Genomic DNA, 19,137 nt, shown 5'->3' with positions numbered 1-19,137 from the left:
AGAGGGGTTGGGGGTGAGGGTCAAACCTGGAAAGTTCGCCAAATCTAGCTTTCACGTTAAGTTGACACCTATGAGCTTTTTCTGTGCCCCTACGACAAATGTGGTTCAAATACATGAAAACTGCTGTAAACTGAGTTTACCGCCGCAGGTATCGCCATAACTTAAGCTGTCGTTACCACAACTGAAGCATTCATAAGTAACGTTAAAGCTGTGGTTATGAATGTTGAAGCTGTCGTTACCACAACTGAAGCATTGATAAGTAATGTTAAAGCTGTGGTTATCAATGCTAAAGTTGTCATTATCCATACTTAATGATTCATAAATAATCTTAAAGCTGTTGTTACCACAGCTTAAATTGTGGTTATGAATGCTGAAGCTGTCTTTACCACAGCTTAAGTTGTGGTTATGAAGATAAATTTTTACAAGAAGTTTATTGCAAAAGAGTAGCGATCGCAATTTGCCTACTATGAACTTAACGCCTCAAACTGCTGCCAGCAAAGATACAACGCACGCGGTACATGAAAACATCCTTTCCATTTGCCACCTTTAAGGTTCAACAATACTTCCCCACGCCGATTGAGATACCCAAACCACTCACCGTATTCTGAATCAGCAAAATGTGACCAGGCGTAATCGTGCATTTTTTGATACCATTCCCAACAGACCTCACGCCCTGTTAGGCGATAGCCCATCGCTAATGCAACTAAAGACTCTAGGTGAACCCACCACAGCTTTTGATCCCATTCCAATTGTTGTGGAGGATGACCGTCTGCATCCATAAAGTAATACAATCCGCCATACTCACTATCCCAAGCAAAATTCAAGATATTTAGCACCACATCAACGGCTTGGTTAATAGTTTTGGTGTCGTTTTTCCGGTGGGCGATGTCCATGATAAACCACATAGCTTCGATACCGTGACCGGGGTTAATCAACCGTCCCTCAAAACAATCTATGTGGGAACCGTCAGGGGCAACGTTTTCGTACATTAGTCCCCGTTCTTGGTCAAGAAAATCGGTCATCACTTCGCCCTGAGTTTCAGCTAGGACATTCTCTAGTGTTTCCTTTGGCAGCAGCCATTCCATTTCTAGAGTTAGGTTGGCTAAAATCATTGGTACAGCCAATGATTTCATCGGGCGTGTGCCGGGATAGGTTTTGTTATATTTGCCCTTGGGATTATCTTTGCGGCGTAATACGTTGTTGTAAGCTTGCATTGCTACATCCTTTGCCCATTCTTCGCCCCCAGCGAGTGCATATTGACTAAATGCCATCGCTGCAAAGCAATCAGAAAAGATATTGTAAGGCTCAACCAGTGGTTTCCCTTCACGGGTGAGGGCAAAGTACCAGTTACCATCACTATCTCTGCCATGTTGGGCGAGAAAATTAGCGCCATTGCTAGCAATTTTTAACCAGTTTTCGCGTTTTTCTAGCTGGTTGTAAAGCATGGAAAAAGTCCACACCTGACGGTTTTGCAGCCAGATGAATTTGTCTGTATCATAAATTTTGCCTTGGCGATCAAGGCAAGTGAAATAGCCGCCTTGCTGCCAATCGAGAGAATATTTTTCCCAAAATGGGAGGACATCGTTGAGGAGAGCGTTTTTGTAAAGTTCAGCGTAGGCGTAGCCCGCCGGAGGCATTGCTTGAAAGTTATACCCCATAAATTTCCTCCCCTTTTGTGCTAAAACTAACAGCTTAACAGTTATCACATTTTGGCTCGAATATGGAGCGTAGGCGTAGCCCGTCGTAGACATCGCCTCACTCTCTGACAAGATTTAGCCTGCAAAAGTTAGTTGAATTTTTGGTTTCGCGCTACAGTCTTTGTGATCTCTAAAAACTCGTGCAAAACTATAGATAAATCATCGCGTCGCCAAACCACAGCTAGTTCTAGAGTTAAGTTTTCTCCCTGAATTGGTCTGTAGACAACTCCCTTTCGCTGTAGGTTTTGGGCATTAGCAGGAAGCAATGTTACCCCGACTCCACCTGCAACCGAACTGAGTACAGTCACCATCCAAGTTGCTTCTTGTACCACTTTTGGGGAAAAACCTACCTGCTGACAAAGGCTAATAATTTGACTGTATGATGGTACTAAGTCGGTTGGCGGTAATACAAAAGGTTCGTCTGCCAGGGCAATGAGTGGAATTTGGAATTGGGCTGCTAAAGGGTGCTTTTCTGGTAAAGCAACGACTAAAGGCTCTTGCAAAATCGGCAGAAAATTTAAAGCGCTATCATTTAAATTAGTATTGGGCAACCGTTCAAAAGCAATATCGATGTGGCGATCGCGCAATTGTTTTACCTGCTGGAAAGAACTTACTTCACGCAACACCAGTATCACTTCTGGAAACAAAGGGTGAAAAATTTGCAGAATATCTGGGAGAACGCTGTTAGCAACGGAGCTATTAGTCCCCACCACTAAGCGTCCAATTTCACCCCGGCTAACTTTTTGTGCGGAGGTAATTGCTCGTTCCAATTGAGGGAACACTAAACGTGCTTCTGTTAAAAAGACTTGCCCAGCAGCAGTTAACTCTAGTGGGCGTTTTTTGCGTTCAAATAGTTGTAGCCCTAGTTCTGCTTCTAGCGCCTGAATTTGTTGACTTAAAGGTGGTTGAGCAATATGCAAGCGTTCAGCTGCACGACTAAAGTTTAATTCTTCAGCCACAGCGATAAAGTAACGCAGATGTCGAAGTTCTATCATTGTAGCTACTATATTTTATATATATACTTGATTTTTCAACTAAATATTGGACATATAGTAGCATTTTATTTATTGTGATTCTTATAGCGGGTTTTATATAAATAGACCACAGGAGGATGGGCATGATAATGCTTACCCTACAAGCTTCTATTGCGAGGTTGTTATGAGTCAGATTGAACGAGTTGCGATCGTTGGAGGAAATCACGGTAATGAGTTAACAGGAGTATATTTAGTCAAAAAGTTTCAGCAGTACCCAAATTTAATCAACAGAGCAAGTTTTGAAACTCTGGCATTACTTGGCAATCTCAAAGCTATTGAAGAAGGCAAACGATACATTGACAAGGATTTAAATCGTTGCTTCACCAATCAAGGCTTACAAAATTCCCAACTCTCAACTTATGAAGATACGCGGGCGAAAGCAATCCAACAGATACTGCAACCACAAAATCAGCCCTTTGTAGATGTAATTGTTGATTTGCACAGCACAACTGCCAACATGGGATTAAGTCTAATTTTTTGTGATATGCATCCTTTCTTACTTCGGTTAGGCGCTTATTTAAGTTCTATCAATCCGATGGTAAAGGTTTTTGTTAATCAACAATCTAAAGAAGGTGGTTTTCTCCGTTCTTTGTGCGAATTGGGTTTTGTTATCGAAGTTGGTGCTGTGGCTCAGAATATTTTAAACGCCGAATTATTTCAGCAAACAGAACAGCTTATTTATGCAATTTTAGACTATTTTGAAGGGTGCAACCAAGGTAATATTCCGCAGATAAACAGCACGCTTACACTTTATCAATATATTGAGACGATAGATTATCCGAGAAGCAATCGCCAAGAGATTCAAGCCATGATTCACCCCCAGCTTCAGTTTAGAGATTATCAACCTCTGAATCCCGGTGATCCAATGTTTCTTACTTTTGAAGGAAAAGATATTTTCTATCAGGGAGAGTCTACTGTTTATCCTATTTTTATTAATGAAGCAGCTTACTACGAGAAAGGAATTGCGATGCATTTAAGTCAAAAGCAGCAAGAGATAGTTTAGGGTTATATTGAGTGGCGATCGCACTTGCTAATTCTTCCTCAGTTAGCAAGTTCAATTCCACAAACACATCTAATTCTTTACCAGAGATATTCCACTCTTGTTCCCTCCCCCGCAGAATTCCCCGTTCCATAACGCCACCCGCAGCCCCTTCACCGCTAAGGTGCAACCAATTAAAATGCCTAAAGTGCCACCGCAGATAACTACATCGAAGTCTACAACGCTTAAAGGTGGTTGACTTTCTTTAACTAAGGTTGGTACTGGTGCGGAGTTTTCGCGCACAGATGTTAAGATGCGATCGCTTTGGCGCAATCCTCCTAAAACATTGCCGGGTAATTGGGAAAGAATTTCTTCAGTTACAGCTATTTTCAGGTAAATAGACCACGCCGTAAGGGCACAGCAATGCTGTGCCCCTACGACAGATGTGGTTCAAATACATGAAAACTGCTGTAAAGACATTTTGGAAAAACTCAACTCTACATTCCAAAACTACCTGAGAATGGAGAAAGTAGATATGATTATGGCCAATTACGAATTACGAATTACAAAAGTATGTCCACTACAAAACCTGTAGAACGTCTGTATACTTTTGAGGAATATCTCACTTACAATGACGGAACTGAAAAGCGCTATGAACTTGAGGATGGGGTACTGCTAGAAATGCCTCCAGCCTCAGATTTGCATGAAGCTATCATTACTTTCTTGTTGATCCGCTTCTATTTGGAAATTCAACGACTAGGGTTAGACTGGCAGGTTCGCCCTAGCGGTACTGGCGTTCGTACCTCCGTCAAAAAATCCCGTCTCCCTGACTTAATTGTGATGACTGAAGAACAGCGACAATCTATTCAGGGTAAATCGGCCGTGCTTGAGTTACCTCCACTGTTAACAATAGAAGTGGTTAGCGCTGAGTCTGTGAAGCGAGATTATCAAAGAAAACCACTTGAGTATGCAGCCTTTTCTATCCCTGAATACTGGATTGTTGATCCTCTGGAAGCAAAGGTAACAGTTTGCTTGTTGAATCAGGGACGTTATAACCAAATAGTATTCACAGGAAACCAGCAAATTTCTTCTCCGACTTTCCCTGAGTTAACACTGACAGCGCAGCAGGTAGTAACGGCTTAGAAATTGTTTATCGAATTAGTTGAATCAAAAGACCTCTAAGAGGTTTTACTACGCAAAACCGTCCCTCTCCGACTCGGAGAGGGACAGACTTGAACTTTAGTTCAAGGCAGGGAGAGGTTTATCGAACTTATGATAAATTATCCCAAACCGAATAGTTTAGAAATCGCAGGCAATAATTTATTACCCGCTTCCACCAGCGAAGCAATAGCAGGTAAGCCAGAAAATATCCCTTTCAACATAGTGATTGCATTTTTTGCCGTTTTTTGCTTAGTCGATTCTTGGGGACTTTTACCTGCTTCTGCTAAAGCTTGTATCTGTATTAATGCATCAGCTTTGTCTGTTTCTGCCAAATCTGCCGATTGTAAAATTGCTTCTTGCAACTGCGACAATAATTCTTTAATTCCCGGTTTCTCGGCATCTGGTGAATCAGGTAACTGAGTGAGGGCAATACTTACATTACCGCTGATGGTTCCCAGGTTGGCAACAGAACTATTCCCAGCGATACCACTGACATTACTGCTGCCTTGAATGTTGATGCCGCTGATATCAGACATGATGGTATTTCCTTGTGTATAAGATTTAGGCTGCCCAAGTGCAGTATTTAGCATAATTTCTAAATTACGAATGCGATCGCTTCTTTCTACCAGCAATAATTGCTGACTTTGGGATAAAGCTTTGAGTTGATTATAATCATCAAAATATTCTGCACTCAGCTGAGATTTATCGCTACCTGCGGCGGTTTTGGCTCTGAGTAAGAATTTATCATCGCCGCGTTTCTCCATTGCCACAATTTCTAACTCGGCTTCGGGATGATTTTCAGCAAGGTTTTTGAAAGCTATGGCAACAGCGCGGGGGTCAACGCCTTGATTATGGTAAAGGTCGAGGGTGTCAAAAATTGGCTTGATAAAGTCGGCAAAATCGCCGTCTGCAAATACCTCTTGTTTATTATCAGGTTTGCGGAGCGGATCGGGGTCTTCTTTGGTGGGTAAGCGCATAAAGACATATTCACACCTCACCCCATGTAGTTTAGTTGTATTTGTAATGCCCCAATCTTCAATGTACGCGCCGGTGAGTGTTGCACCTGTTAAATCTGTGCCGTCTAGTTGCGTTTGCTTCAACTTTGCTCTTGATAAATCGGCATCTTGCAAATTTGCTTCACTGAGACCAGCGCCGATAAAGCTGGTCTCAGCTAGGTTAGCTGCTTTTAAGTTGATACCTCGGAGGATTTGACGGTCAAAGTTTTTGTCCTGTCCCTGTCTTGTTATCAGCAGTTGACGTACTTGTGAGGTTTGCAGATAAGTTGAACCAGGACGAACACGGTCAAGCATTTTGGCTTTATGCCAATGGGTACGGGTGAGTATAGTGTTTCGGAAATCTGTACTTTTGAGCGTAGCTTGGGTGAAATCAGCATTGGTTAAATCAGCGCCACGAAAACTTGTACCTCCTGTTGCAGCAAAGGTAACAGCGATATTACGAATCAAGGAGTGCTTTTCGTCTCCTTTCATGGCTCGCCAACCGATATAAATGCTAAGTAAGGTTCCTGCTACAGTGAAGACTACGGAAAAGGTCAAGGTTTGAGCTACAAGTACAGCTATGGCTGTGGCTACAGCTATACCTCCAGCTACGGCTATAGCTGCGGCTACGGCTATAGCTGCGGCTACGGCTATAGCTGCGGCTATAGCAAAGGCTAAGACTATAGCTACAGCTATGCCTGCGGCAAAGATTTTGCTGGAGACTACAGCAAAGTCTCCAGCAAAATTTTTAGCAAAGGCTCCCACTAAAGCTATGGCTGTAGTTATAGCTCCAGTAAAGGCTACTACGAAGAATAATACTAAACCAGATCCTACTCCTTTGAGGATCGTGACAAAAAAGAAGGCAATCAATAGGATTAAGGTAATCCAGCCCGCAATCTGGTTATATATGGAGCTGTCAAATATTTGCGATACTACATTACCATTTAGTTCCCAGATAAATCCTGATAGTCCCGAAAACAACCACGACAGAAGTACTAGGAAAATTGCCCAACGTCGTTGCAGTCCAGCTTTAGCATAGCTGAAGTTTGTGCCTTTCAGGTTAGCATTAGTGAAGTTTGCCCCTCGGATGTCGGCATAGCTAAAGTTTGCACCCGCAAGGTCTTGTCTACCTTTGAAGTTGCGTCCTCGGAGATTTTGACCGGAGAAGTCTAAAGCCATGTTCCACTTTACAGAGGTGAGCAAATTTTACTACACGCTCACCCCTGTCAATTCAGGAATGATTAGATATTTTTCATTAATGGAGTTCAAACACTCATTAATGAAGCTCAAACACTCATTAATGGAGTTCAAAGCCTCATTAATAGAGTTCAAAGACTCATTAATGAAGTTCAAAGACTCATTAATGGAGTTCAAAGCCTCATTAATGGAGTTCAAACACTCATTAATGGAGTTCAAACACTCATTAATAAAGTTCAAAGCCTCATTAACGAGTATCAAAGACTCATTAATGGAGTAAATCTTAAGTAGGGTGCGTTATGAATTCACTCTAGATAATTTAGATTATGCGTATTGTGCCTGTCCCATTGCAGACGGCACAAATTTTCTTTCTAACCTTCCCCATCCCCCAACATTTGAGGCACGTAAAAAGGCTTGGCTCTAATTCCCTCCTTATAGCGGTTCCCATTCAGATGCGGTACAACATTATATCGCTAGGTGTAGGGGCACGGCAGTGCCGTGCCCCTACGGGTCTACTGTAAATGCTCACCCCGCTAGCCGATACATAATCACTTTTCCTTTCCAATTTTCTTCCACAAATACCAAATACTCACCATTGGAACGCCGAAAAGCGCGGATACCGTAGGGGATATCAATCCAGCCACTTTCGCTGCCAACTTCTGGGCCTGGTTTTAACTGTTGTACTTGCACTCCCGTCTTAGCATTGTAGACATATACCTCTGCGGTTTTAACTGTAACGGCGAATACATAATCTTTTGCCACACTCATCGCAGCCGTAGACACTTCACGTTTGCCAGTGGTGTCATGGGGAATTACAATCCGCCACTTGGGAGTACGATTACCTTTACTCCAATTGTCAAAACGGGCAATCTCAGAACCAACAACTCCAGCATCGTCGCCGGATGCAGGGTGATCTACTGTGAAGCCTGACAAATACATAGTATCTGTTTCCGGGAAATATTCGATCCGCCGCAAGTCGTTAAACATGCTGGGAGTAGTTTGTTTTTCCATCGAACTATAGCTGTAGATGGGATTGCCTTTAGGATCTATTTCCTGTAAAGGATAGTGGCGAATGCCATCTTGGGTTCGCAAAGCTTTCCAAACATCTCCTTTGCTGTCTACCCACCATCCGCCGATATAGGGATAATCTTTGCTGGTATCATATTCGTTCTTTTCAAATTTGCCATTACCGTTGCGATCGCGCCAGATCCACTCACCTTTTTCTGGTTGATGCGGTGGCCAATTCCCGGTGAGAAATGGTTTATCTTTGCTATTGGTACCGACAAACATTCCGGCTGGGATGGCAATTTTGCCATCTGTGGCTGGATTAAAACGATATATTTGTAGAAAGCTGTTATACATATCCGTAAGGTACAAAAACGGCTTTCCTTGGATGCGGCGAACAAAGGTTCCATCTGGCGATGTATGCAGACGTGGATCTTGAGGATATTTGAAACCATTTAAAGTGTAGGCTTTGTAAGTCCATTGCTTACCAGCAGGCTTACTATAGTTCATCAGATAGTGTTCTTGTTTGGTGAATAAATCTACACCATCAGTTTTAGGATCGGCATCTGCATTATCGACGAATATCAATCCCAGCGATCGCCAGATTAATTTTCCCGATGGCGAAAATTTCCGCAAATCTGTTCCTGATTTGTTGAAACCATCACTATTTATATAGATATTCCCTGAAGCATCTGTACCGACTCCAGTAAGTCCATAAAGTTTCAAATCTCGAACTTCACCAGGAACTCCTACATAGATACCGCCTTTACAGCCAAAACTACCCACCTGCACTGGCTTATCTTTGATGTCATAAATCAACATTTGCTGACGCGGCCCATTTTCTGCCACTAACAGCCTACCTTCATGATCAATTGCGATCGCTGTTGGTTCAACAATATCTGCAATCTGTTGGGGTAATTGCTTTCCAGTTTGGGAATAATGGAGAATTTTGGCAGGCTTACTACCATTTTTGCTTTGAATAATCCACAGATTTTTTTGTGGATCAATAGTTATTGCTCCCGGATTAGCAACGGTAAAGCTGCGGAGTTCCTTCATCGTATCAGTATCATAGACACGAATCTGATTAGCAGCAAAATCACTCACATACAACTCGCTTCCTACAGTTGCTAATCCAGTAATTTCATTTTTAGTACTGGTAATCAACATACTTTTATCCCAGCCACGCCCATTAGGAAACGGTGCAGGTTTTCCCGACAAATCATAACGTCTAACGCAATGCCAAGTTGTTCCTTCAGGTGGGTAATCTTCATCTGTTTTACCCCTCGAACCCTGAGTCATGGCAATGTAAATATATTTACTATTTGCTGTTACAGCTTTGCCACCGCCACGACTCCAGCCGTGAGTATCTCCAATAGCACCAATAACTTTACCATCCTTATATATGGCTGCCTCCATTCCCGCCTCATCCCAATGGCTGTTGGTATAAACTGTGCCATCAGGGGCAACATACATTGCCTCAATATTGTTTTGTACCCGCAGATTTCCACTGCCAAAAGTATTACCTATCCACGATGTTTTGTAAGTAAGTGTGGATGTTCCAGTTATCGCCCAGTCTGTTGTAATTCCAATGGTAGTAACAATTACTCCAACAGTCAGACTGAGTAAAAAGTTGAAAGTTTTACTTCTTTGTAAATATCTAATCTGAGATAATTTTTTGATGTGCTGATTGAAATGGTGACGGAGTTTTCCTAACTGCGTCAGTAATTTATTTTTCATATAAATTTTCAGCTTTTAATTATTTATCTACAATCCCTATTTATAAAATCCGCACAAAATCTAACTATTTTCAAATGGATAAAATCCAAGTTATTTAGAAACACGACATCTGAGTAAATATCAATAATAAACAATCTAGATTAAAAAATTACTATTTACATAAACTTTATAAAAATCACATGGTTATTTAAAACTTCAGCTAATATCTGAAAGAATATTTGATGTATTAATACTTACTTAATTTTTAAAGCATGTAGTAATAGTTAATACAAAATTTTTTAAAGGTTTATTGATATATAGCGGTTTCTCCTTTTTACCATCTAGCATTAAACTTCCTTGATTGGTAAGTATCATATTTGTCATAGTCGGTGTTATCTGGTTAATAAAAACACAGATTTTAATTCCTTGTTGACGTGGACATATAAATAGTTTATAAATTGGTGTTCTACAAAAAAACGCTTATTCGTAATGTGTATTTGTAAATTCTAGTAATTCAGGCTGGGATACAACACGCTGTAGGGGCAATTCATGTAGACGCAAAGCGGCTTCCCGTAGGGTATTGCCCCTACTGTTTTAATACATTTATAGGAGACACACTGATGGAAGATAATAAAAAAAGAAGTTTTGCGTCAGCATCTGCATCTATTCTCACCCTTGGATTAGGCTGGTTTCCCAAAAGTCCCGGAGGATTAGAAAGGTATATTTATGAGCTAACTCATAAATTAGCAGCAAATCAAGATCAGGTTGAATTATGTGGAGTCGGTCTACCAGAAGCTGAACTAAATTCGCCGATTAAACTGACTAATTTGGGTTCTCCCGATAGTGCTATTTTGCAAAGATTATGGTCGATTCGTACTAATTTCCAAAAAACAAGAACAAGCAAACCAGATGCTATTAATTTGCACTTTGCATTATACAGCTTTCCTATTTTAGATATTTTACCAAAGGGAGTACCAGTTACTTTTAACTTTCATGGCCCTTGGGCTTCTGAGAGTCAGCAAGAGGTAGTTAATAAAAATCTCAGTCTTTTGATCAAACACTGGCTAATCGAACAAAACACTTATAATCGCTGCGATCGCTTCATTGTTTTGAGCAAAGCATTTGGTAAAATTTTACATGATAAATATCAAGTACCCTGGAACAAAATTAATGTTATCCCTGGTGGAGTTGATATTAACTGGTTTCAACCAAATTTATCACCTCAAGAGGCTTGTACAAAGCTAGGCTGGCCAAGTAATCGCCGGATCATATTTACATCACGCCGCTTAGTACATCGAACCGGAGTTGACAAATTATTACAAGCTCTAGCTATAATTAAGCCCAAAATACCAGATATTTGGTTAGCGATCGCAGGTCGTGGTCACATCCAAGCTGCACTACAACAACAGGCTACAGAACTAGGACTAGACGACAACGTTAAATTTTTAGGTTTTTTACCTGATCAGCAATTACCTATAGCTTATCAAGCTGCTAAATTAACTATTATGCCAAGTCAATCTTTTGAAGGCTTTGGATTAGTAATAATCGAGTCTCTAGCTTGTGGTACTCCAGTTTTATGTACTCAAGTTGGGGGGATGCCAGAAATTTTAGCAGAATTTTCACCTGATTTAATTACTACTTCAACCGAAGCCTCAGCTATTGCGGAAAAATTAGAACAAGCACTATTGGGAAACATCCTCATACCTTCACGAGAAGCCTGTCGCCAGTACGCCACCACACACTACGACTGGAATCAAATCGCCCAGCAAGTACGGAATATTTTATTAACTTAAACAAGTGATTGTAATAGATATTAGGGGTGCTACGTGAGTCAAATTAGATAAACTAGAGGTTTTATGAGAATTCTTTTCTTAGACCAAAGCGGTAAACCAGGCGGTGCCGAATTATGTTTAATAGATATTGCTAAACCATATGGTGAAAGCGCTTTGGTAGGTTTATTTGCAAATGGGCCATTTAAAGATTTACTACAGCAAAATCATATCCCAGTAGAAGTTCTCGCAACTCAAACAATCGAAGTTCACAAAGAAAGCAGTTTGGTACAAGGATTAAAGAGTCTGGGACAACTTGCACCTTTGATTACTAAGGTAATTAAAAAAGCGCGTAAATACGATTTAATTTATGCTAATACCCAAAAAGCATTAGTTGTAGGGGCATTAGTAAGTTTTTTCAGTCGTCGCCCTCTAGTTTATCATTTACATGATATTCTTTCGACAGAACATTTTAGCCAAACTAATCTTCATATTGCTGTTAACTTAGCTAATCGTTTTGCATCATTAATAATTGCTAATTCCCAAGCTAGTAAAACAGCGTTTTTGCAAGCAGGAGGACGCCCAGACATCATCGAAGTTGTCTATAACGGCTTTGAGCCAAAAATTTATCAATCTGATAAGTCTGATATTAATAAATTACAGCAACAATTAGGATTGTCAGGAAAATTTGTAGTTGGACACTTTAGCCGTCTTGCACCTTGGAAAGGACAGCATATTTTAATTGATGCCCTTGCCAAATGTCCGCAAGAGGTGACAGCAATTTTAGTGGGTGATGCACTGTTTGGCGAACAAGATTACGTCCAAAAGTTACACCAACAAGTTGCCCAATTGGGACTAGAAAACCGCATTAAATTTTTAGGATTTCGTTCTGATATTCCCCAGTTAATGGCAGCTTGTGACTTGGTGGCCCATACCTCTACTTCCCCAGAACCCTTTGGTAGAGTAATTGTTGAGGCGATGCTATGTGAAAAACCTGTAGTTGCAGCAAAAGCTGGGGGTGTAATGGAATTAGTAGAACATGGACTTAACGGTTTTCTAGTGACACCAGGAGAACCTCAGGAACTTGCACAAGTAATTATCACCTGTCTTCAGGAGACAGAAAGAACTGTAACTATAGCCAATAATGCCAGAACTACTGCTTGTCAGCGTTTTGATGTTGCAATTATTAATCAGCAAATTGCCCAACTATTGTCCTACAGATTATAATTACCTAACTAATTTACAATCACCGATTTTGTTTGGATAACCCTAGTACCGCAAGGCGGAAGTCACTCATTCAAAAGTATTATAAAATGGACTTTTTAGAGATTTTAAATAGTTACTCGTCTTGCAAAGTGACACTCCTCTGTTGCAAAGTTCTAATGCCTACGGCGGGCTACGCCAACCGATAGCGCAGCCTCTTCTCTACCAAGGTAGAAAAGAGGCTGCGCTAACTGTTCGCCTTTGGCGGGCTGCGCCAACGGCGGGAACCGCCGCTCAACGCCAGTTCCTTTAAGTGGGGGAACCCCACCAACGGACTGGCTCGACTTTGCGCTATTTACGCGCCCGACGTACTAGATTGAAGTCTGTGGTTTACAGCAGTTTTCAGTAGTCATTTTTTCCAGTTCTTTGAGGTGTTGTACGTTCACAAGCCATCCCTCTTCATAGCTATATTTATCTGTACCATATTGACTGTGTTGCTCTTTTAGGGTTGCAATCTCATGATTAATTATTGGTAATCCTTTCCCTTGGATAATTACTTTTTTTAGCAACTCAAACCGTGATGTTTCATCGATTTGACGCAAGAGTTGTGAGATACAACGACTAATGATAACTTCATTGCTAAAATCAAGAATGCCATTAGATTCATCATCTTGACACAGTAAAAGTTGCTCACTTACATCAAACAAAGCTTCCACAACTGAAGGTATGTAATTCAGAGGAATTTCTTGTTTATTGAAATTTTCTAGTTGTTCTAGAAATATCCTGGCTTGTGTTGTACCGCCTGTAAATTTTTGTTTAGCAAGTTCTGTAAGAAGGGTTCTAAATTTGTCTGTGTCTCCAATAAAACCAAAGAGAGATTTTATCTGAGTATTAGATAATTCACCTACTGATAACGACAGACGAAAGTAAATAGGAAATATTTTTAAACTACACACACGTAATTGTTCGCCCCATTCCAGCTCTTGTTTGTCATCTAGATAACTATTACACCAAACAGATTTTAACTTAGGAAAAAGGTGCATGAGTAGATTTTTGGTAGGCTGTTTTTCTTCCTCTTTGAGTTTAGCAATCCAGGTATTAAGCAGACTTAGAAGTTCATCTATTGAAAGGTTTACCTCTCCAACAAAAACAGAAGGATTTTGATGAATTATGCTATATATTTTTGGGCAAAATACTCGCAAAGACTCAATAGCAATGAAATCAACAGGGTTTACTTCATCTTTTACTGCTGGATAAGTCACTGTTAAAGTGTTAATCAAACGAATGATATCACGGATGCTAGTAATAAAGTGATCTATTCCTTGAAAGTAAATGTTACCCCAACGAAGTTTGTTAACTTGTTGTTTTGGTGTTTCAGAAAATATATTATTAAGCTTTTCAAAAAGCAGCCGACGAAGTGAGGTTTTTTTAGGAATAGGTAACTCAAAACTCACTTGAATAATTTTTTCTAAGTCTACTTCTCCAGATATTTCTTTGGTTTCTGTAATTGTTTTCATTACAACTTCTTTATCAAAAACCAGAAGATAGACAACGTTAGTAAAATTCCGCATTGCTTTGAAAATGCGAAATAGCTGCTTGATATCGTCAGCAGGCAATCGATCAATATCGTCAATTGTTATGACTATTCGCCGCTGCTGCTGTACTAGCTTGTCTTCCACTTCCTCTTTGAATTCCGCAGCTTCTTTGTCCTTATCGTCCAATAATGCTGCTAATGCCTTGCCAGTTTGAGCATAAGGTAGAGGAATGTCTGAAATAATGGTGGCAAAATCAGCTAGTCTCTCTTTCAAGCCTTTTGGCACAGATGATTCTTGGGTTAAAACGTTTTGTAATTGCTCAAAAAAGCGCCTTGTGATATTTTGGTGTCCAGACAATAGCCAAGGATTAAAAGGAACGATGATTGGTTGCTCCTCGTCTGGCTTTTGCTGAAGATAGTGAACTACAAAGTTTAATAGTGTGGATTTGCCGGAGTTCCAAGAACCATAAACTGCAATAACGAAACCTTCAGGAAAAGTCATTTTGCAAATGCTATCTGCTAGATATTTTGCGAAATTGGCGTGTCCCAGCAAGTCTTTTTCAGGATCAACTAAGGAGCTATCTACTGATATATCGTTAATTTCCGTCTGTTGCATAAAAGCTTTCTTAGAGGATGTTTGAAAAGTAGGCAAAGGAGTAAAAAAGCTCTCAGGGCTAATCGGTAAATAAGTAGATACAGCACCATTGAGAGCCATGAGTAAAGCATACTCCAGTAACCTGACCCAAGATCAATGGGAACCTCTAGAACCCTTAATTCCAGTAGCCAAACCAGGTGGTCGTTCAAGAGTTGTAGAGATGTGGCAAGTAATCAAGGCGATTTTTTATGTATTGACGCTCTTGATGTACATGGCGAAACTTACCAGGAGACTTCCCCAATTGACAAACGGCATATACGTGCTTTCGTCATTGGCGAAAAGAATGATGAGTGTAGCCCAAAGAAATGACATACAGCATTTTGCTTTTTACAGCAGTTTTCATGTATTTGAACCACATCAGGGGCAGAGCAATGCTGTGCCCGTAGGGCGTGGTCTATTTACCTGAAAATAGCTGTAAGTGAAATACAAAATGCAGGACTCACGTATCAAATATAAAGAGTTTCTAGCTCCTGCCTCCTGCAAGAACTGTCTCCTGCCTCAAAACCCCTAGCTTTATAGCTTCATGCAAAAGAAAACTGCTATATAGGTGTGATTACAAACCAACTAATTCACGAGATTCAAAATCAGACAGTTGATGGGCGATCGCTAATCTTGCTTCCAACTTAGCTACACTAAACTGGTTACGCAGATATTCCAAATGGGCGATCGCATTTGCTTTATCGACAGTTAATCGAATCTGGGTGTCTATTGCCTTTTGATATTCCTGATTCACAAGCAGCACCTCAAAGCGGCGAGCCTTGCGTTGAGCATCATTTTTCAAATCCATCTCAAAGGCGGCGGTGCGGTCTGCATTGCCTTCAAATCGGTTAACTTGCTGCTGCACTGCCATCAACTGAGAATCTATTTCATTAGCCCGTTGGGCAGCTTGGGCGATCGCAGCTGGATAATGACTCAGTTGCATCATTTAATAATTTTCCTCTAAAGTCAAAAATGTAGTGTTGAAGTATAAGCCAACCCTTGAATCCATTTTCCAAAAGGCTGTCACAGAGCATGAACAACGCCATTACAGCAGTTTTCATGTATTTGAACCACATCTGTCGTAGGGGCACAGCAATGCTGTGCCCGTAGGGCGTGGTCTATTTACCTGAAAATAGCTGTAATTTTGCGTTATAAGATTAAGTCCGCCCATATACCCATGATTTCGTTAGCTGTCAGACTGAAGTCTGCGGCTACACGAATTAAGCCTGCTTATGCAGGCTAATTATTTTCTGCTAAACTCTGCACTGTAGCTCAAGCTACTTCCCGTAGTTGTGAGGGCACACTCACCTCTGGAAATGAAAGCGAGAGTTGTTCGGCTTGAGGTATCACCGCTTGCTCCAAAACTTGAACTTCGATATTCACGCTCACCAAATAACTGCCTGTATCAGCACCAACCGCTTCAGCAATTAATTTGGCAATGTCTGGGCGTTTGGCAGTCAGCGGATCACGTAAAATACACCGATCCCATTCATGCTTGGCAGTCGGATTGAAGTTGAGAATGTAATGTTTCATCATCGAACTAACCCTTGAATCCATCTTCCAGAAGGTTTTCACACAGCCGTTATGCATTTGGCTAGGCTTTGTGGACGCTATCTACATTATAGTATATTTGTACTAAAACTGGCGATGTATAACTGAGAAAGTAGGCAATATAGACCATTCGTAGGAGCGCACAGGTGGGCTTTAGCGATATTTCCGTGCGACATCCCATTGTTTTAAGGGCTGTGTTTTAATCTAGACACGAATAATTAAACTGCGATGCTTACGGTGGTCACTGAGCTTTGCCGTACCAGTTCCCTACTGGACGCTCCGCGTAGCTTGCTTCCACGTTCGCGGAGCGTTCCGTAGGAAAGTGGTACGTAGAAGCAAACTAGCAAGAGCCTCTCGTAGAGAAGTGCGGGCAAAGCCAACGCCAAATTTATCTATTTATTTCTTATCCAATTTGGTGCATGTCTGAATCCCTAATCCCAGAAAATCTGCCCATAGGTTATTTGTAATAAAAAGCTATTGCAACTAAGCTTACAAAGCAACACCTAATTTTTATATAAATCGCTATATGGTAGATACCTATATTATTGACCTATTTGTGATTGGTCTACTTTTGCTGATGGTCACATTAGGGTCAGGTTGGATTGCTCGCTTACCTCTTTCTTTTGCAATTATCTATCTACTAGTTGGTATTTTTCTAGGTCCTTACGGCTTAAAACTTCTTCAATTACGTCAAGATGAGGTTTTTAACGCCGATTTGCTGGAGAAAATAACAGAACTTGTAGTAATTATTTCTGTGTTTAGCTGTGGCTTAAGAATTATTCGTCCTCTAAAGTTGGGGGTTTGGGATATTACAGTGCGATTGATTGTATTTCTGATGCCAATTTCAATTTTTGCTCTGGCTGTTGTGGGTAAATTGCTTTTAGGGATGAATTGGGGAGAAGCGATTTTATTAGGAGCAATTCTTGCACCCACAGATCCAGTATTAGCATCAGAAGTACAACTGACCGATACAAACGACCAAGATGAGTTGAGATTTGGTTTAACTTCCGAAGGTGGGTTAAATGATGCTTTAGCTTTTCCATTCGTTTATTTTGGCATTCATGCATTAGAAGATGACAACTGGGGTAACTGGTTTAAACAGTGGATTACGGTTGATTTAATTTGGGCGATCGCAGCTGGCATTGTTATGGGAATTGTTGTTGCCAAATCTATAGTTTGGATTGAACAAAAAATTCAAAAACGCCGTGCTGCTGATGAGTTAATGGAAGATTTTATTGCTATCAGTACAATTCTTCTAACTTATTCCTTAACAGAAATGGTTAATGGCTATGGATTTCTAGCAGTATTTATTGCTGGGTTAGTTGTGCAACGCAGTTACAATAATCCTGAAAAACCGCTAGCAGAATTGGAATTTGTTGAGCAAATTGAAAAGCTGCTGGAAGTTGGGACAATTTTACTATTAGGTTCAATATTGTTATTAAAGCCAATGCTCAATTATGCTGGGCAATCTTTGATGGTGATAATTTTGTTATTCTTGATAATCAGACCTGTAGGAGTTTGGATTAGCACAATAGGTAAACGTCCTCTGGATTCACGCCGCCGAACCTTGCACCCAGGAACTCGGTTATTATTTGGATGGTTTGGGATTCGTGGTGTTGGTTCTTTATATTATCTAGCCTATGCGTTTGGTAATGGCTTGAAAGGTGAAGCAGCCGAACAAATTGCTTGGATAACTTACACTACTATTGTAGTCTCGGTGGTTGTGCATGGAATTAGTTCAACTCCATTAATGAAGTGGTATGAGCGCAATTTTGCTAATCAGAAAAAGACTACTCCTCCCAGCACAATAGATGAATTTGAATAAAAGCAATTTTTGTAGGGTGTGTTATCGCTGAGAGTACGGCACCATAAATAATTTTAATTTCAGGTACGTTAGCCTCTGGCATAACACACCCTATTATTTAATTTTCTAAACCTGACTCCAAACCGGAGAGAGGCATTGAGTCTTACTCCCCTTCCCTTGTAGGGAAGGGTTTGGGGGTTAGGTTTATATTTTCTATTTACCTGTCACCTTTTCAATAACTTCTTTCGCTTTTTCACCGAAACTTTCTGGGGGATTTTGTTCTCTCTCAGCTTTCAAATTCCTTTCGTAAGCCTTCTCCATAGTATTAAGGTTTCCTGCATCTTTTACTGCTTCCTCATAAGCTTCTTCTCGTTCTTCCTCTTGAACGCCAACGCCTGGATCGTATTCGTTAGCGCGATTAATTTTTTCTTGAGAATTTGGTTTATACTCTGGAGGTACTAGCTTCAATTCTTCAAGAGTAGTTGCATAACTAGCTTGCTGAATGAAAATAAACGAACCTAACAAACTGATGGAAATCATCAAGGCAAAAACTAAAAAGCTGGAACGTAATGCTTGCTTTAAAGTTAATAAAATTTTTTGCATGAAAAAAATCTCCTCTTTTTTCTCCTCTTTTTATTTTATGAGCCTTAGTCATGTATAAATATATTCAATATTTCAGGCTCACAGGCATCCTAAGTGTTTACGTACAGTTCTTCCTTCTATCGCAGGGTATATTAATTTTTACCTATAGTTCAGTTAATCCGGGAGCATCCCACTTTTTATTATTCCTAGAAATAAAAATAAAAGGTGAGATGGTAGAGGTGTAATGCGTGCGCTTGTTTTGATAGGAACTGCCAT

At 40.5% G+C, this 19,137-nt stretch carries 15 protein-coding genes and 2 pseudogenes; 7 read left to right on the top strand and 10 right to left on the bottom strand.

From position 1 onward, the window contains the following. Positions 1–105 precede the first annotated feature (105 nt). The 3 genes from V7L29_RS07290 to V7L29_RS07280 form a co-directional block, all read right to left on the bottom strand. Positions 106–306, bottom strand: a complete 201-nt coding sequence (locus tag V7L29_RS07290; RefSeq protein WP_334735004.1) for a hypothetical protein — start codon at positions 304–306, stop codon at positions 106–108. 158 nt (positions 307–464) lie between these two features. Beyond that, complete coding sequence (locus tag V7L29_RS07285; protein ID WP_334735006.1) at positions 465–1,658, bottom strand: AGE family epimerase/isomerase; 1,194 nt, start codon at positions 1,656–1,658, stop codon at positions 465–467. A gap of 128 nt (positions 1,659–1,786) precedes the next feature. After that, positions 1,787–2,692, bottom strand: coding sequence for a LysR substrate-binding domain-containing protein (locus V7L29_RS07280; protein WP_334688015.1), 906 nt, complete (start codon positions 2,690–2,692; stop codon positions 1,787–1,789). Between the two features lie 163 nt (positions 2,693–2,855). Between V7L29_RS07280 and V7L29_RS07275 the strand changes: the two genes are divergently transcribed. Beyond that, complete coding sequence (locus tag V7L29_RS07275; RefSeq protein ID WP_334735003.1) at positions 2,856–3,734, top strand: aspartoacylase; 879 nt, start codon at positions 2,856–2,858, stop codon at positions 3,732–3,734. On the opposite strand, the pseudogene V7L29_RS07270 reads toward V7L29_RS07275, so the two are convergent. Beyond that, positions 3,733–4,097 (bottom strand): annotated as a pseudogene (locus V7L29_RS07270) (FAD-binding oxidoreductase); the annotation flags it as partial. The gene V7L29_RS07275 and the pseudogene V7L29_RS07270 overlap by 2 nt on opposite strands. Before the next feature lie 186 nt (positions 4,098–4,283). On the opposite strand from V7L29_RS07270, the gene V7L29_RS07265 reads away from it, so the two are divergent. Then, a complete protein-coding gene (locus V7L29_RS07265; protein WP_334735002.1) occupies positions 4,284–4,853 on the top strand; it encodes a Uma2 family endonuclease in 570 nt (189 codons plus the stop codon). 137 nt (positions 4,854–4,990) lie between these two features. Here the strand turns inward: V7L29_RS07265 and V7L29_RS07260 are convergent, their stop codons facing one another. Next, positions 4,991–7,045 (bottom strand): pentapeptide repeat-containing protein, encoded by a 2,055-nt coding sequence (locus tag V7L29_RS07260; protein WP_334735001.1) that lies wholly within the window; start codon positions 7,043–7,045, stop codon positions 4,991–4,993. Between the two features lie 543 nt (positions 7,046–7,588). Continuing rightward, positions 7,589–9,805, bottom strand: a complete 2,217-nt coding sequence (locus tag V7L29_RS07255) for a hypothetical protein (protein ID WP_334735000.1) — start codon at positions 9,803–9,805, stop codon at positions 7,589–7,591. A 599-nt stretch (positions 9,806–10,404) separates the two neighbouring features. Between V7L29_RS07255 and V7L29_RS07250 the strand changes: the two genes are divergently transcribed. From V7L29_RS07250 to V7L29_RS07240, 3 genes are all read left to right on the top strand, one after another. After that, positions 10,405–11,577: a glycosyltransferase family 4 protein gene (locus V7L29_RS07250; RefSeq protein ID WP_334734999.1), complete on the top strand. Its 1,173-nt coding sequence runs from the start codon at positions 10,405–10,407 to the stop codon at positions 11,575–11,577. A 63-nt stretch (positions 11,578–11,640) separates the two neighbouring features. After that, positions 11,641–12,780: a glycosyltransferase family 4 protein gene (locus V7L29_RS07245; protein ID WP_334734998.1), complete on the top strand. Its 1,140-nt coding sequence runs from the start codon at positions 11,641–11,643 to the stop codon at positions 12,778–12,780. A gap of 121 nt (positions 12,781–12,901) precedes the next feature. Continuing rightward, positions 12,902–13,069 carry a hypothetical protein gene (locus V7L29_RS07240; RefSeq protein WP_334693234.1) on the top strand — a complete coding sequence of 56 codons (168 nt, stop codon included), beginning with the start codon at positions 12,902–12,904 and terminating at the stop codon, positions 13,067–13,069. A gap of 58 nt (positions 13,070–13,127) precedes the next feature. Here V7L29_RS07240 and V7L29_RS07235 read toward each other — a convergent pair whose 3' ends face one another. Beyond that, positions 13,128–14,906, bottom strand: coding sequence for a KAP family NTPase (locus tag V7L29_RS07235; RefSeq protein ID WP_334735005.1), 1,779 nt, complete (start codon positions 14,904–14,906; stop codon positions 13,128–13,130). Positions 14,907–15,003: 97 nt separating this feature from the next. Here V7L29_RS07235 and V7L29_RS07230 point away from each other — a divergent pair. Then, positions 15,004–15,187 (top strand): annotated as a pseudogene (locus tag V7L29_RS07230) (transposase); the annotation flags it as partial. Positions 15,188–15,498: 311 nt separating this feature from the next. Here V7L29_RS07230 and V7L29_RS07225 read toward each other — a convergent pair. Then, complete coding sequence (locus V7L29_RS07225) at positions 15,499–15,870, bottom strand: hypothetical protein (protein WP_334693232.1); 372 nt, start codon at positions 15,868–15,870, stop codon at positions 15,499–15,501. A gap of 326 nt (positions 15,871–16,196) precedes the next feature. Then, positions 16,197–16,460, bottom strand: coding sequence for a hypothetical protein (locus tag V7L29_RS07220; RefSeq protein WP_334693231.1), 264 nt, complete (start codon positions 16,458–16,460; stop codon positions 16,197–16,199). 541 nt (positions 16,461–17,001) lie between these two features. Here V7L29_RS07220 and V7L29_RS07215 point away from each other — a divergent pair. Beyond that, a complete protein-coding gene (locus tag V7L29_RS07215) occupies positions 17,002–18,300 on the top strand; it encodes a cation:proton antiporter (RefSeq protein WP_334734997.1) in 1,299 nt (432 codons plus the stop codon). Positions 18,301–18,492: 192 nt separating this feature from the next. On the opposite strand, the gene V7L29_RS07210 is transcribed toward V7L29_RS07215, so the two are convergent. Continuing rightward, entirely contained in the window at positions 18,493–18,882 is a 390-nt protein-coding gene (locus tag V7L29_RS07210) for a hypothetical protein (RefSeq protein ID WP_334734996.1), read from the bottom strand. Positions 18,883–19,137 lie beyond the last annotated feature (255 nt).

The sequence above is a fragment of the Nostoc sp. genome (assembly GCF_036916575.1).
Taxonomy (GTDB): Bacteria; Cyanobacteriota; Cyanobacteriia; order Cyanobacteriales; family Nostocaceae; genus Nostoc.
Note: the sequence above shows the minus strand (reverse complement) of the source record. Positions and strands in the feature narration are given on the sequence as shown.

Bases quoted from the DNA above. Each gene is read 5' to 3' on its own strand.
- V7L29_RS07290 (WP_334735004.1), bottom strand. From the start codon at position 306: ATGGATAATGACAACTTTAGCATTGATAACCACAGCTTTAACATTACT.
- V7L29_RS07285 (WP_334735006.1), bottom strand. From the start codon at position 1,658: ATGGGGTATAACTTTCAAGCAATGCCTCCGGCGGGCTACGCCTACGCT.
- V7L29_RS07280 (WP_334688015.1), bottom strand. From the start codon at position 2,692: ATGATAGAACTTCGACATCTGCGTTACTTTATCGCTGTGGCTGAAGAA.
- V7L29_RS07275 (WP_334735003.1), top strand. From the start codon at position 2,856: ATGAGTCAGATTGAACGAGTTGCGATCGTTGGAGGAAATCACGGTAAT.
- V7L29_RS07265 (WP_334735002.1), top strand. From the start codon at position 4,284: ATGTCCACTACAAAACCTGTAGAACGTCTGTATACTTTTGAGGAATAT.
- V7L29_RS07260 (WP_334735001.1), bottom strand. From the start codon at position 7,045: ATGGCTTTAGACTTCTCCGGTCAAAATCTCCGAGGACGCAACTTCAAA.
- V7L29_RS07255 (WP_334735000.1), bottom strand. From the start codon at position 9,805: ATGAAAAATAAATTACTGACGCAGTTAGGAAAACTCCGTCACCATTTC.
- V7L29_RS07250 (WP_334734999.1), top strand. From the start codon at position 10,405: ATGGAAGATAATAAAAAAAGAAGTTTTGCGTCAGCATCTGCATCTATT.
- V7L29_RS07245 (WP_334734998.1), top strand. From the start codon at position 11,641: ATGAGAATTCTTTTCTTAGACCAAAGCGGTAAACCAGGCGGTGCCGAA.
- V7L29_RS07235 (WP_334735005.1), bottom strand. From the start codon at position 14,906: ATGCAACAGACGGAAATTAACGATATATCAGTAGATAGCTCCTTAGTT.
- V7L29_RS07225 (WP_334693232.1), bottom strand. From the start codon at position 15,870: ATGATGCAACTGAGTCATTATCCAGCTGCGATCGCCCAAGCTGCCCAA.
- V7L29_RS07220 (WP_334693231.1), bottom strand. From the start codon at position 16,460: ATGATGAAACATTACATTCTCAACTTCAATCCGACTGCCAAGCATGAA.
- V7L29_RS07215 (WP_334734997.1), top strand. From the start codon at position 17,002: ATGGTAGATACCTATATTATTGACCTATTTGTGATTGGTCTACTTTTG.
- V7L29_RS07210 (WP_334734996.1), bottom strand. From the start codon at position 18,882: ATGCAAAAAATTTTATTAACTTTAAAGCAAGCATTACGTTCCAGCTTT.